Genomic DNA, 13028 nt, shown 5'->3' on the forward strand with positions numbered 1-13028 from the left:
GGCAAGAGCAACAGCAGACTCGAAAGGGAGAGGGCTGACATGCGCATCACACGTCGTTTCACCGAAGCCGGCAAGGACGTCTACGAGGACATCGAGTTCCGCAAGACCACGAGCGAGATCCGCAACCCGGACGGCTCCGTGGTGTTCCGGGCTGAGAACCTCGAGGTCCCGGCGGCCTGGAGTCAGGTGGCGGCCGACGTGCTCGCGCAGAAGTACTTCCGCAAGCGCGGCATCGCCTCCAAGCTGAAGCGTGTCGAGGAGCCGGACGTGCCCTCTTTCCTCTGGCGTTCCTTCCCCGACGAAAAAGCCATGAAGAAGGAGCCGGCCGAGAACTGGAACAAGGGCGAGACCTCGGCCCGCCAGGTCTTCGACCGTCTCGCGGGCACCTGGGCCTATTGGGGCTGGAAGGGCGGCTACTTCGATCAGGAGGAGGACGCCCAGGCCTACTACGACGAGATGCGCTACATGCTGGCCACCCAGATGGCCGCGCCCAACTCCCCGCAGTGGTTCAACACCGGTCTTCACTGGGCCTATGGGATCGACGGTCCCGGCCAGGGCCACCACTACGTCGACTACCAGAGCGGCAAGCTGGTGCAGTCCAACTCCTCTTATGAGCATCCGCAGCCCCACGCCTGCTTCATCCAGTCCGTCGAGGACGATCTGGTGAACGACAACGGCATCATGGACCTTTGGGTCCGCGAGGCGCGGCTCTTCAAGTACGGCTCGGGCACCGGCACCAACTTCTCGCGCATCCGCGGCGAGAACGAGCCGCTGTCTGGCGGCGGCAAGTCCTCCGGCCTCATGTCCTTCCTGAAGATCGGCGACCGCGCCGCGGGCGCGATCAAGTCCGGTGGCACAACCCGGCGCGCGGCCAAGATGGTCACGGTCGATCTCGACCACCCCGATATCGAGTCCTACGTAAACTGGAAGGTGATCGAAGAGCAGAAGGTGGCCGCGCTGGTCGCGGGCTCCAAGCTCTGCGACATCCATCTCAACAACATCATGCAGGCCTGCCACCAGCAGCGCGACCTGCTGGGCGACAAGGCATTCGACCCCAAGGAGAACAAGGCGCTGAAGGAGGCCATCAAGGCCACGCGCGCCGTGATGATCCCCGAGAACTACGTCGGCCGGGTGATCCAGTTCGCCAAGCAGGGTTACGACAAGATCGACTTCCGCACCTATGACACCGACTGGGACAGCGAGGCCTATCTGACGGTTTCCGGCCAGAACTCCAACAACTCGGTGCGCGTGCCCAACGCCTTCCTGGAGGCCGTACTGGCCGACGGCGAGTGGGAGCTCACCAGCCGCCTGGACGGCAGCCCGGTCAAGTCGATCAAGGCCAAGGACCTGTGGGACCAGATCGCCGGCGCGGCCTGGTCCTGCGCGGACCCCGGCGTGCAGTTCGACAGCACCATCAACGAGTGGCACACCTGCCCGGCGGGCGGGCGCATCAACGCGTCCAACCCCTGCTCGGAGTACATGTTCCTGGACGACACGGCCTGCAACCTGGCCTCCATGAACCTCATGACCTTCCGCCGCTCGGACGGCTCCTTCGACGTGGAGTCCTACGAGCATGCAACGCGGCTCTGGACCGTGACGCTGGAAATCTCGGTCCTGATGGCGCAGTTCCCTTCCAAGTCCATCGCCCAGCTCTCCTACGACTACCGCACGCTGGGCCTGGGCTACGCCAACCTCGGCGGCCTGCTGATGGCCATGGGTCTCTCCTACGACAGCGATGAGGGGCGCGCGGTCTGCGCGAGCCTGACGGCGATCATGACCGGCACGGCCTACGCCACCTCCGCGGAGATGGCGGGCGAGCTGGGCACCTTCGCGCGCTTTGAGGAGAACCGCGAGGCCATGCTGCGGGTCATGCGCAACCACCGCAACGCGGCCTTCGGCGAGACCGACGGCTATGACGGCCTTAGCATCAATCCGGTGCCGATCGCGGCGAAGGACTGCCCGGACCAGAACCTGGTCGAGGCCGCCAAGGCCGCCTGGGATCAGGCGCTGGCGCTCGGCGAGATCCACGGCTACCGCAACGCCCAGGCGACGGTGATCGCCCCGACCGGGACCATCGGTCTGGTGATGGATTGCGACACCACCGGCATCGAGCCGGACTTCGCCCTGGTGAAGTTCAAGAAGCTGGCCGGCGGCGGCTACTTCAAGATCATCAACCGCACGGTGCCCCAGGCGCTGCGCACCCTGGGCTACGACGAGGATCAGATCGAGGAGATGGTCCGCTACGCCGTGGGTCACGGCACGCTGGAGGGCGCGCCCGCGCTGAACCACGAAGCGCTCAAGGAAAAGGGCTTCACCCCGGCGGTGATCGAAGCGGTCGAGGAGAGCCTCGCCAGCGCCTTCGACATCAAGTTCGCCTTCAACAAATGGACCCTCGGTCAGTCTTTCTGCGAGCAGACCCTTGGGCTCTCCGCCAAAGACCTGGACGATCCCGCCTTCGACCTTCTGGGCGCGCTCGGCTTCTCCAAGAAGGAGATCGAGGCCGCCAACCTCTATGTCTGCGGCGCCATGACTCTCGAGGGCGCACCCTATCTGAAAGACGAGCACCTGCCGGTGTTCGACTGCGCCAACCCCTGCGGTCGGATCGGCAAGCGGGCGCTTTCGGTCAAGAGCCACATCCTGATGCTGGCGGCGGCGCAGCCCTTCATCTCGGGCGCCATCTCCAAGACCATCAACATGCCCAACGACGCCACGGTGGAGGACTGCCGGGAAGCCTACGAGCTTTCCTGGAAGCTCTGCCTCAAGGCCAACGCGCTCTACCGCGACGGCTCCAAGCTCAGCCAGCCGCTGGCGGCCAGCCTGCTGGCGGACGTGGACGAGGACCTGGACGAGGTGATCGAGGAGATCGCCGCTTCCCCGGCCGCCGAGAAGGCCGGGATCGTCGCCGAACGCGTCATCGAGCGGGTCATCGAGCGCGCCGCGGCGCGCGACCGCCTGCCGCAGCGGCGCAAGGGCTACACCCAGAAAGCCATCGTCGGCGGCCACAAGGTCTACCTGCGGACCGGCGAGTACGAGGACGGCAAGGTCGGCGAGATCTTCGTCGACATGCACAAGGAAGGCGCGGCCTTCCGCAGCCTGATGAACAACTTCGCCATCGCGATTTCCATCGGTCTGCAGTACGGCGTGCCGCTGGAGGAGTTCGTCGAGGCCTACACCTTCACGCGCTTCGAGCCCTCCGGCATGGTCGAGGGCAACGACGCCATCAAAATGGCCTCCTCGGTGCTCGACTATATCTTCCGCGAGCTGGCGGTCTCCTACCTCGGCCGCAACGATCTGGCCCACGTACAGCCGAGCGACATCTCGCCCGACTCGATCGGTTCGGGCGAGAGGCAGTCCGCGATGCCGGAGCAGGAGCGCGAGGTGATCACCGAGACGGTGCGCCGCGTGGCTTCCACCGGCTACGTCCGCAACAACCTGGTCGTCTTCTCCGGTGGCGGGGATTCGAGCGGCGGCGAAGGCGTGGTCGCCTCGTCCGGCTCGACCACCCACGCCGCCCCGGCGGCCAAGACTTCCGCAAGCGCCAATGGAAGCTCCAACGGCTCCTTGCGGGAACTCAACGGGTCGAACGGTTCCGCCTCTAGCGCCGTTACCGTTGAGAAGACCGTGGTCGAGAGCGTCGACCTGCACCTGGAGCGCGTGCGCGAAGCACGCATGAAGGGCTACGAGGGCGACGCTTGTGGTGACTGCGGCAACTTTACGCTGGTGCGAAACGGGACTTGCATGAAGTGCGTGACCTGTGGCGGCACCAGCGGCTGCTCGTGACGGGGGAGCCCCTTTTCCGGGGGTCGCCATCTACCCTGACGGTTGCCCAGACCGTCCCCGGCGATCCCTTTCCCCCGACCAGAGTTCTCCCTGTGACTGGGGGACGGCGCTGAAAGGCGGTGGCCCGTCCCCTTTTTTCACCAGGCTCTCCGGACAGGACGCTAGCGGATAACGCCCTGCAGCGAGATGTAGAGGGCGTACCCAGCCAAGAAGAGGACGCCCACCGGGCGGCCCAGCGGACGCCCGCGCCAAAGCAGCAAGAGCGTGACCAGCGCAGCGCCCGCCATGACCGGGCCGTCAACGCGCGAGAAGCGCGCGGCAACCGAAATGGGCTCGACCAGCACCGTCGCCCCCAGGATCGCCAGGATGTTGAAGATGTTGGAGCCGATGACGTTGGCCAAGGCCACATCGGCATGCTTGCGCCAGGCGGCCACCAGGGCCGTCGCCAGTTCCGGCAGCGAAGTGCCGACGGCCACCACCGTCAGGCCGATCACCGCTTCGGAAACGCCCAGGTCACGCGCAATGCCCGTCGCCCCGCTCACCAGAAGCCGCGCGCCGATCAGAAGGGCGACCAAGCCCACCACGGTGACCAGGGCCGCCCAGGGGGTCTTCAGGGCTTTGGTCTCCAGTTCCGCGGCCTCCGCCTCGAAGGCCGACTGGGGCGCCTTGCGCTCCAACCTGTAGGAATAGACAAGGTAGACGGTCAGGACCGCGAGCATCCCCGCGCCAAGCAGAGCGCCCAGCGTCGGAAGGAACAGGAGGGGCAGAAGCGCGAAGGAGACCAGCGTCATGACTCCCGCCTCGCGCTTCAGTCCCGGCCCATCGGTGGCGACGGGGAAGATGAAGGCTGCCATCCCCAAGATCAGCAGGGTGTTGCAGATGTTGGAGCCGATCACGTTGCCAAGCGCGATCTCCGGCGCACCGGCCATGGCTGCCTGCAAGGACACCAGAAGTTCCGGGGTGGAGGTGCCGAAGCCCACGATCACCATGCCGACGATGAGCTTGGACAGGCCAAAACGCTCCGCGAGGGAAACCGCGCCTCGCACCAGGAACTCGCCGCCACCGAAGAGCAGCAGCAGACCGGCAACAACGAGGGCGACGTCCATGGAGACTCCGGGCAGGGTGTAAGATCGGGCGTGCCCCAGCATGTGGGCATGGCAGCCCCCCACTTGCAATGCCCCGGTCCTGCTTTGTAGAAGAACTTTTGCTCATCCCAGGGGCGCGGTCTTCGCATCCGCCGCCCGGTCAGGCCGGAGGAAGCGCATGGAGCTCTGGGTCCCTATCACGCTCGCCGCGGCCTTCTCGCAAAACATCCGCTCGGCGCTGCAAAAGCACTTCTCGACCAGCCTCGGGGCGACGGGCGCCACCTTCCTGCGCTTTGCCTACGGCTTTCCCTTCGCGCTGATCTATCTGGCCGTGCTGAACCAGGGCTTCGGCATGGGTTTGCCCAACCCCAATGGCGGCTTCTTCGCCTATGCCTTGACGGGCGGGTTGTTGCAGATCGCTGCGACCTTCCTGCTGGTCTCCCTCTTCGCCTTCAAGAACTTCGCGGTCGGCACCGCCTATTCGAAGACCGAGCCGATCCAGGCGGCTGTCTTCGGGCTCATCTTCCTGGGCGAGTCGGTGACCCTGCTGGGTGCCGCGGCGATTGTCCTGGGAACCCTGGGTGTGATCGCCATTTCCCTGGCGCGCAGCGAGCGGAGCCTCAAAAGCCTTTTCGAGTCTCTTTTGGGCCGCCCAGCCCTTATCGGGCTCGCCTCGGGCGCCTGCTTCGGCGGCTCGGCGGTTTGCTATCGCGGCGCGTCCCTGGCGCTTGAGGGCCCGACCTTCCTGATGCAGGCGGGCATGACGCTGGCGGTGGTGACGGTCTTCCAGACCGCCGTCATGGCGCTCTGGATGATCGGGCGGGACCGCCGGCAACTCTTCGCCTCTCTCGCCGCTTGGCGCACGGCTGTCTGGGTCGGTCTGTCCGGAGTCGTCGGATCGGCCTGCTGGTTCACCGCCATGACGCTCCAGAACGTCGCCTACGTGCGGATGCTGGGCCAGATCGAGCTGGTCTTCTCGATCATCGCATCCGTCTGCTTCTTCCGGGAGAAGATCACGGCGCGCGAACTGCTGGGATGCCTTCTGATCGGCGGCGGCATTGTCCTGCTGCTGGCGCCGCAGGTGGGTTAGTCCAGCCGCAAGCAGTCCTTTGCAAGTCGCGGAATCGCTAGTCATGGAGGGGGTGCCTTGGCTAGTCTCGCGCCTGATCGACAACGCCCAACACAGCAAAGGAGGCGAAAGCGCCATGGCCGGGAAGATCGAAGCACGCCTGAAGGAATTGGGAATTGAACTGCCGGAGGCCGCCGCGCCGGCCGCGAACTACGTGCCCTACGTGGTCAGCGGCAACATGGTCTTCGTCGCTGGACAGATCACGCTGCTGAACGGGGAACTGAAGTTCCTTGGCAAGGTCGGCCAGGAACTCTCGGTCGAGGAGGGTCAGGCCGCCGCGCGCCTCTGCGCGCTTAACATCGCAGCGCAGCTCCGCGCCGCCTGCGGGGGCGACCTGGACCGGGTCAAGCGCATCGTCCGCCTGGGCGGCTTCGTCAACTCCGGACCGGACTTCACTCAGCAGCCCGAGGTGATCAACGGTGCGTCCAACACCATCGTCGAGATCTTCGGCGAGGCCGGCAAGCACGCCCGCGCAGCCGTCAGCGCCGCCTCCCTGCCGCGCAACGTGGCCGTCGAGGTCGAGGCGATCGCCGAGATCGAATAGGGCCAAGATCGAATAGGTAAGGCTGCTACTGACTCTGGCCGTCGCGCACCCGCCGCCACTTGGCGACGTTGCGGTTGTGCTCGGCCAGAGTCTTGGCGAAGGCGTGGCCGCCAGTGCCGTCGGCCACGAAATAGAGATACTCGCTCTCCGCCGGCTGCAAGACCGCCTCCAGCGACGCGCGCCCCGGATTGGCGATGGGGCCCGGCGGCAAGCCGGCGTTCTGGTAGGTGTTGTAGGGATCGTCCACCTTCCAGTCCTGACGCGTCAGCGCGCGGCCCAGGGGCTTCTCGCCCTTGGTCAGCGCGAAGATGACGGTGGGGTCGGACTGAAGGGGCATGCCTAACTGAAGGCGGTTGTAGAAGACGGAGGCGACCAGGGGCCGCTCTCCGCCCACACCGGTTTCCTTCTCGACGATGGAGGCGAGGATCACGGCCTCTTCAGGGTTGGCGAGCGGCAAGCCTTCGGCCCGCTCCGCCCAGAGGTCTTGCAGCGTGGTCTGCATGGCCTCTTCCATGCGCGCGATCAGCTCGCCCGCCCCGTCGCCGCGCTGATAGTGATAGGTCTCGGGAAGCAGGCTGCCCTCGGGCGGCGGCTCCGGCAGTTCGCCTTCCAGGTGCTCCGCCTCTGAGACCAGCGCCAGGATCTCGCGGGAGGTGAGACCCTCCGGCACGGTGACGCGGCGCGCCAGGGCCCGGCCCTCGCGCAGTATCTCCATGATCTGTCGGGGCGACGCGCCCGCCGGGATGGCGAATTCCCCGGCCTTCAGCTCCGCGCCCGCCCCGGCCTTGCGCACGCCCAGCCGAAAGACCAGCGGATCGGCGATCAGCCCTTCGCGCTCCAGCAGGACCGCAATGGTGCTGAGCCCGCTTCCGCGCGGGACCAGGATGATCTCTTCCACGCTGGAGGGGCCTTCGGCGGTGAACTTTTCGTCAAGCCAGCGGTTGGCCAGAAAAAGCGAGAGGGTGGCCAGGACGATGGCCAGCAGAATCAGCCGCAGGACCCAGCGAAGCATCGCCTTTCGCGCGCCCGCTTACTGCGCCTTGGCGAGGATCAGGCAGGCGTTGGTCCCGCCGAAGCCGAAGGAGTTCGACATGGCGTGGGTGATCGGCCGCTTCTTGGCCGTGTGCGCCACGAGGTCGATGTCGCAGCCCTCGCTCGGGTCGTCCAGATTGAGGGTCGGCGGGGCCAGATCGTTGGTGATCGCCAGGGTGGAGAAGATCGCCTCCACGGCTCCCGCCGCGCCCAGCAAGTGGCCGATGGCCGACTTGGTGGAGGACATGGAGAGGCTGTAGGCATGATCCCCGAAGAGGCGCTTGATCGCGCCCAGTTCGATCTCGTCGCCGAGCGGCGTGGAGGTGCCGTGGGCGTTGATGTAGTCGATGGCCGTGGGCTCGATCCCGGCACGCTTCAGCGCGGCCTTCATGGCGCGGAAGCCGCCGTTGCCGTCAGCCGGCGGGGCCGTGATGTGATGAGCATCGCCCGACATGCCGTAGCCCACGACCTCGGCGTAGATGGTGGCGCCGCGCGCCTTGGCGTGCTCCAGCTCTTCCAGGACCACGACACCGGCGCCCTCGCCCATGACGAAGCCGTCGCGCTGCTTGTCCCAGGGGCGCGAGGCCTTCTCAGGCGTGTCGTTGAAGTTCGTGGAAAGCGCGCGGGCCGCGGCGAAACCCGCGATCCCCAGGCGGCAGACCGCCGCTTCCGCACCGCCCGCGATCATCACGTCGGCGTCGTCCAGCGCGATCATTCGCGAGGCGTCGCCGATGGCGTGCGCGCCGGTCGAACAGGCCGTCACCACGGAATGGTTGGGGCCCTTGAACCCGTAGCGGATCGAGACTTGCCCGGAGGCGAGGTTGATCAGCGCGGCGGGGATGAAGAAGGGCGACACGCGCCGGGGACCGCGCTCGTTGAGCTGTATGCTGCCCTCGGCGATCCACTGGAGGCCGCCGATGCCAGAACCGATCAGAACGCCGGTGCGCTCCTGCTCCTCGGGGTCATCGGGCGTCCATCCCGCATGGGCAATCGCCTCGTCGGCGGCGGCCATGGCGTAGTGGATGAAGGTGTCGTTCTTGCGCTGGTCCTTGGGCTCCAGGTAGTCGTCGGCGTTGAACAGCCCCTCCTCGGTGGAACCGCGGGGGATGGTGCCGGCGATCTTGGAGGGCAGGTCCGAGACATCGAAGCTCTGGATCGGCCGCAGGCCCGACTGACCGGAGGTCAGACGGTTCCATACATTCTCCACCCCGACGCCAAGCGGGGAGACGATACCCATTCCGGTTATGACGACTCTTCGCATGATGACTCTTCACCTCTTGCCGCGCCCCGGAACGCCGCTCGATGCACCCGGCACGTAGTGCGGCACTTCCCGGAGTCTCCCCGTGGCGGGGAGCCCCGGAAGGCGTGTCGCGCTAGCCTTAGGAGTTGCTGGAGATGAAGTCGATCGCGTCCTTGACGGTCACGATCTTCTCAGCCGCGTCATCGGGGATCTCGCAGCCGAACTCTTCCTCGAAAGCCATAACCAGCTCGACCGTGTCGAGGCTGTCCGCCCCCAAATCGTCGATGAAGCTGGCCGTCTCGGTAACCTTGTCCTCGTCCACACCCAGGTGCTCGACGACGATCTTCTTAACGCGGTCGGCGATATCGTTGCTCATGGTTTCGTCCACCTTCGTCCTTCAGTTGATTTAAGCATCGTTCCTAGTCTTAACCAAAAGAGGGCTCCCGTCCCTCTTTCTTGCCAAGCGGCCTAAGCGCGCCGGAAAAGCCGCTAGCCTCTTAACATCTTTGCAATAGACTTTCCAGCGAGCCGGCACCAATTAAAAAATTCCGCGCCGCCCACGGCAAGCCCCAGCGTTCTTACGATCCTCAGATCATGGCCATGCCGCCGTTCACGTGAAGCGTCTGACCGGTTACGTAGGCTGCCTCCTGGCTCGCCAGATAGACGACGGCGGCGGCAATATCGTCGGAACTGCCCAGGCGTCCCGCGGGGATGTTCTGCAATATCCTGTCGCGCTGCTGCTCGTTGAGCGCGTCGGTCATGGCGGTTTCGATCATGCCCGGCGCCACGCAGTTGAGCGTCACGCCACGGCTCGCCACCTCCTGCGCCAGCGATTTGGTCATGCCGATCAGCCCGGCCTTCGAAGCCGCATAGTTCGCCTGTCCGGGATTGCCGGTGACGCCGACCACGGAGGTGATGCCGACGATGCGCCCGGAGCGGCGCTTCATCATGCCCTTCAGCGCGGCGCGCGTCAGGCGGAAGGAAGCCGTCAGGTTGACGTCCAGCACAGCCTGCCAGTCCTCGTCCTTCATGCGCAGTGCCAGACCGTCGCGGGTCAGGCCCGCGTTGTTGACCAGGATGTCGAGCGGCCCCAGCGCCTCGTCGCACTGCCCGACCAGCGCTTCGGTCTGCACGGCGTCCGACAGGTTGCAGGGCAGCACGGCCACGCGCTCGCCGAGATCGGCGGCCAAGCTCTCCAGCGGTTCCACGCGGGTGCCGCTCAGCCCGACAGAGGCGCCTTGGGCGTGAAGCGCGCGGGCGATGGCGCCCCCGATGCCGCCCGAAGCGCCGGTCACCAGCGCCACCTTGCCCGTCAGATCAAACATCGCTCTCTCCTCGGTTCTGTCGTTTTCAACTCGCCCCGGCGCTCACAGCGCGGCCAGCAGCGCTTCGATCTCTTCCGGCGTCCCAGCGTTCAGGGAGTTCATTTCCCGTTCGATGCGGCGGGTCAACCCGCTCAGCACCTTCCCGTTGCCCAGTTCGACCAGACAATCGACCTCCAGGTCGCGCATCGCCAAGACGCCTTCGCGCCAGCGCACCATGCCCGTCACCTGTTCGACCAGCAGACGGCGGATGGTGGCGGGGTCCACGGCCGGGGCCGCCGCCACGTTGGAGACCACCGGCAAGCTGGGCGGAAGGATGGTGACGGCTTCCAGCGCCTCGCCCATGACATCGGCCGCCGGAGCCATGAGGGCGCAGTGGAAGGGAGCGGACACCGGCAGCAGCACCGCGCGCTTGGCGCCCTTTTCCTTGGCGATTTCAGTGGCCCGCTCGACCGCCGCGGCGTGGCCGGAGACCACGACCTGGCCCGGCGCGTTGTCGTTCGCGGCCTGACAGACTTCTCCTTGAGCGGCTTCTTCGGCGATGGCCTGCACTTCGGGCAGGTCCAGACCGAGCAGCGCGGCCATCGCGCCGGTCCCGACCGGGGTCGCCTGCTGCATGGCCTGCCCGCGCCGCTTCAGGAGACGCGCTCCGTCGGACAGCGTGAAGGCGCCCGCCGCCGTCAGGGCAGAATATTCGCCCAGGGAGTGGCCGGCGACATAGGATCCCTTTTCGGCCAACATGAAGCCGCCCTCGCTCTCCAGCACGCGCACCACTGCAAGCGAAGCGGCCATGATCGCGGGCTGGGCGTTCTCGGTCAGGGTCAGATCGCCTTCCGGCCCCTCGGCCATCAAGCGGAAGAGGTGCTGGTCCAGCGCATCGTCGACCTCCTCGAAGACCTGCCGGGCGACCGGAAAGGCCTCGGCCAGGGCGACACCCATCCCCACGGCCTGGGACCCCTGACCTGGAAAGACGAACGCGCGTGCCATATCGGCTACCCTCCCCTTGGCGGCGAAGCCTGCTTTTTTGCTGCTTTCGGGCTTCGCTTTTGAAAAAGCTTAAACGCTTTCGCGGAGTCGACCGAATCCTGGCCGGCCAACCCCAAGCGGGCGCTAGTGATAGACACCCTCGGGGCCCTGTCAAGCGGTCGCGCCGGACAGGCGCCGGCGAATCCGCAGATTCCCCTTGCACGGCAAGGCGTCATGGCTATAGTCCGGCTCCTCGCAATCTCCTCGCCGAGCCTTCGCGGGCCCTCACGGGAAAAGGTTCGGCTAGGGCCGGGTGGCCGTCAATCAGGCGGCTCCGTCCCAATAACAGCCATGAGGAGTGACAGTTATGGCTTATTACGAGTGCGTATTCATCGCGCGCCAGGACATCTCGACCCAGCAGGTCGAAGGCCTCAGCGACGAATTCGCTCAGATCATCGAAACCGGCGGCGGCAAGGTCACCAAGCGCGAGTCTTGGGGTCTTCGCAACCTCGCCTTCAAGATCAAGAAGAACCGCAAGGGGCATTACATGCTCTTCAACATCGACGGCCCGAGCGACGCGGTGCTGGAGATGGAGCGCAACATGCGTCTCAACGAGGACGTGCTGCGCTACATGACCGTTCGCGTCGAGGAGCTGGAAGAAGGCCCCTCTGCGATGATGCAGCAGAAGGACCGCCGCGACGACCGGCGCGGAGGCCCGGGTGGCCGCCGTGACGACCGTGGCGGCGATCGTGGTAGCGACCGCCGTGACGACCGCCGGGGTGACCGTGGCGGCGACCGTGGCGAGCGCCGTCCGCGTGAAGAGCGCGCCGAGCAGGAAGGAGATAGCAACTGATGTCTACCGTACGTGTTGTCAGCAGCGGTGGCGCCGTCCGCCGCCCCTTCTTCCGCCGCCGCAAGTCCTGTCCCTTCTCCGGCCCCAACGCGCCGAAGATCGACTACAAGGACCTGAAGCTCATGGGACGCTTCGTCTCCGAGCGCGGCAAGATCGTGCCCAGCCGCATCACGGCCGTGTCGGCCAAGAAGCAGCGTGAACTGGCCCGCGCCATCAAGCGCGCGCGCTTCCTCGCTCTGCTTCCCTATGTGCTGAAGTAAGGCGGAGGTTCGTATCATGGACGTGATCCTTTTGGAGCGCATCGAGAACCTCGGCCAGATGGGCGACACCGTCTCCGTCAAGCCGGGTTTTGCGCGCAACTTCCTCCTGCCGCAGAAAAAGGCCCTGCGCGCCACCAAGGAAAACCAAGCGGTTTTCGAAGCGCAGCGCGCCCAGCTCGAGGCCCAGAACCTCGAGCGCCGCAAGGAAGCCGAACAGATCGCCGGAAAGGTCGAAGGCCTGAAGGTGATCATGATCCGCTCGGCGGGCGACACCGGCCAGCTCTACGGCTCGGTCACCGCCCGTGACATCGCCGATGCGGTCAGCGAGGCGGGCATGACGGTCTCCCGCGCCCAGGTGGTGCTGGACAAGGCCATCAAGGTCCTGGGCCTGCACCAGATCCGCCTGCGTCTGCACCCGGAGGTCTCGATCGAGATCACCGTGAACGTGGCGCGTTCGGAGGCTGAGGCCGAGACCCAGGCCGCCACCGGCGAAATGGCGACCACCGAGTCCCAGATGGAGGCCGAAGAGGCCGCCATCGAAGAGGCTCTGGAACTCGCGGAAGCCGCTGAAGAGGCCGAGGCCGCAGCGGAAGACGAAGAGGGTACGACCCCCGAGGACGCGGAAGCCGCCGTCGCCGAGGCCGAAGAGGCCGCCAGTGACGCGACCGCTGACGAGGAAGAGCCGAAGTCCTAAGTCCCCGGCCTTGCCGGCCCGGACAATAGGGCCTTAAACAAAAAAGGGCGTTCCCGGCCAATCCCGGGGACGCCCTTTTTCTTTTCCGCGCCCGCTATGGACTTCACCCTGACGCGAGCCTAT

At 66.1% G+C, this 13028-nt stretch carries 12 protein-coding genes; 6 read left to right on the top strand and 6 right to left on the bottom strand.

The genetic code is table 11. The annotated features are described in order from the left end of the window. Nucleotides 1–39: 39 nt before the first annotated feature. On the top strand, nucleotides 40–3780 hold the full coding sequence (locus P8X75_02505) for a vitamin B12-dependent ribonucleotide reductase (protein ID MEJ1994070.1): 3741 nt from the start codon (nucleotides 40–42) through the stop codon (nucleotides 3778–3780). Nucleotides 3781–3941: 161 nt separating this feature from the next. Here the strand turns inward: P8X75_02505 and P8X75_02510 are convergent, their stop codons facing one another. Next, nucleotides 3942–4928, bottom strand: a complete 987-nt coding sequence (locus P8X75_02510; protein ID MEJ1994071.1) for a calcium/sodium antiporter — start codon at nucleotides 4926–4928, stop codon at nucleotides 3942–3944. 115 nt (nucleotides 4929–5043) lie between these two features. On the opposite strand from P8X75_02510, the gene P8X75_02515 reads away from it, so the two are divergent. Both P8X75_02515 and P8X75_02520 read left to right on the top strand, forming a co-directional pair. Beyond that, entirely contained in the window at nucleotides 5044–5955 is a 912-nt protein-coding gene (locus P8X75_02515) for a DMT family transporter (GenBank protein ID MEJ1994072.1), read from the top strand. A gap of 115 nt (nucleotides 5956–6070) precedes the next feature. Beyond that, the gene (locus P8X75_02520; protein ID MEJ1994073.1) at nucleotides 6071–6538 is read left to right on the top strand and encodes a RidA family protein; all 468 of its coding nucleotides are present in this window, start codon (nucleotides 6071–6073) and stop codon (nucleotides 6536–6538) included. Nucleotides 6539–6563: 25 nt separating this feature from the next. Here the strand turns inward: P8X75_02520 and mltG are convergent, their stop codons facing one another. The 5 genes from mltG to fabD all read right to left on the bottom strand — a co-directional run bounded on the left by mltG (nucleotide 6564) and on the right by fabD (nucleotide 11119). Next, a complete protein-coding gene (gene mltG / locus P8X75_02525) occupies nucleotides 6564–7550 on the bottom strand; it encodes an endolytic transglycosylase MltG (GenBank protein ID MEJ1994074.1) in 987 nt (328 codons plus the stop codon). A gap of 18 nt (nucleotides 7551–7568) precedes the next feature. Next, nucleotides 7569–8831 (bottom strand): beta-ketoacyl-ACP synthase II, encoded by a 1263-nt coding sequence (fabF, locus tag P8X75_02530; protein ID MEJ1994075.1) that lies wholly within the window; start codon nucleotides 8829–8831, stop codon nucleotides 7569–7571. A gap of 118 nt (nucleotides 8832–8949) precedes the next feature. Further along, nucleotides 8950–9186, bottom strand: coding sequence for an acyl carrier protein (locus P8X75_02535; GenBank protein ID MEJ1994076.1), 237 nt, complete (start codon nucleotides 9184–9186; stop codon nucleotides 8950–8952). A gap of 211 nt (nucleotides 9187–9397) precedes the next feature. Beyond that, nucleotides 9398–10135 carry a 3-oxoacyl-[acyl-carrier-protein] reductase gene (fabG, locus tag P8X75_02540; protein ID MEJ1994077.1) on the bottom strand — a complete coding sequence of 246 codons (738 nt, stop codon included), beginning with the start codon at nucleotides 10133–10135 and terminating at the stop codon, nucleotides 9398–9400. Nucleotides 10136–10177: 42 nt separating this feature from the next. Continuing rightward, complete coding sequence (fabD, locus tag P8X75_02545; protein ID MEJ1994078.1) at nucleotides 10178–11119, bottom strand: ACP S-malonyltransferase; 942 nt, start codon at nucleotides 11117–11119, stop codon at nucleotides 10178–10180. A 346-nt stretch (nucleotides 11120–11465) separates the two neighbouring features. Here fabD and rpsF point away from each other — a divergent pair, with 346 nt between their 5' ends. Genes rpsF through rplI form a run of 3 tightly spaced genes read left to right on the top strand, consistent with a single transcriptional unit; the run spans nucleotide 11466 to nucleotide 12905 of the window. Beyond that, the gene (gene rpsF, locus P8X75_02550) at nucleotides 11466–11951 is read left to right on the top strand and encodes a 30S ribosomal protein S6 (protein MEJ1994079.1); all 486 of its coding nucleotides are present in this window, start codon (nucleotides 11466–11468) and stop codon (nucleotides 11949–11951) included. Then, entirely contained in the window at nucleotides 11951–12211 is a 261-nt protein-coding gene (gene rpsR / locus P8X75_02555) for a 30S ribosomal protein S18 (GenBank protein ID MEJ1994080.1), read from the top strand. The genes rpsF and rpsR overlap by 1 nt, the downstream gene beginning before the upstream one ends. 16 nt (nucleotides 12212–12227) lie before the next feature. After that, the gene (rplI, locus tag P8X75_02560; GenBank protein MEJ1994081.1) at nucleotides 12228–12905 is read left to right on the top strand and encodes a 50S ribosomal protein L9; all 678 of its coding nucleotides are present in this window, start codon (nucleotides 12228–12230) and stop codon (nucleotides 12903–12905) included. Nucleotides 12906–13028 lie beyond the last annotated feature (123 nt).

Origin of the sequence: Limibacillus sp. (assembly GCA_037379885.1) — a bacterium.
Lineage (GTDB): Bacteria > Pseudomonadota > Alphaproteobacteria > Kiloniellales > CECT-8803 > JARRJC01.

Bases quoted from the DNA above. Each gene is read 5' to 3' on its own strand.
- P8X75_02535 (MEJ1994076.1), bottom strand. From the start codon at position 9,186: ATGAGCAACGATATCGCCGACCGCGTTAAGAAGATCGTCGTCGAGCAC.
- mltG (MEJ1994074.1), bottom strand. From the start codon at position 7,550: ATGCTTCGCTGGGTCCTGCGGCTGATTCTGCTGGCCATCGTCCTGGCC.
- P8X75_02505 (MEJ1994070.1), top strand. From the start codon at position 40: ATGCGCATCACACGTCGTTTCACCGAAGCCGGCAAGGACGTCTACGAG.
- rpsF (MEJ1994079.1), top strand. From the start codon at position 11,466: ATGGCTTATTACGAGTGCGTATTCATCGCGCGCCAGGACATCTCGACC.
- P8X75_02510 (MEJ1994071.1), bottom strand. From the start codon at position 4,928: ATGCTGGGGCACGCCCGATCTTACACCCTGCCCGGAGTCTCCATGGAC.
- rplI (MEJ1994081.1), top strand. From the start codon at position 12,228: ATGGACGTGATCCTTTTGGAGCGCATCGAGAACCTCGGCCAGATGGGC.
- rpsR (MEJ1994080.1), top strand. From the start codon at position 11,951: ATGTCTACCGTACGTGTTGTCAGCAGCGGTGGCGCCGTCCGCCGCCCC.
- P8X75_02515 (MEJ1994072.1), top strand. From the start codon at position 5,044: ATGGAGCTCTGGGTCCCTATCACGCTCGCCGCGGCCTTCTCGCAAAAC.
- P8X75_02520 (MEJ1994073.1), top strand. From the start codon at position 6,071: ATGGCCGGGAAGATCGAAGCACGCCTGAAGGAATTGGGAATTGAACTG.
- fabD (MEJ1994078.1), bottom strand. From the start codon at position 11,119: ATGGCACGCGCGTTCGTCTTTCCAGGTCAGGGGTCCCAGGCCGTGGGG.
- fabG (MEJ1994077.1), bottom strand. From the start codon at position 10,135: ATGTTTGATCTGACGGGCAAGGTGGCGCTGGTGACCGGCGCTTCGGGC.
- fabF (MEJ1994075.1), bottom strand. From the start codon at position 8,831: ATGCGAAGAGTCGTCATAACCGGAATGGGTATCGTCTCCCCGCTTGGC.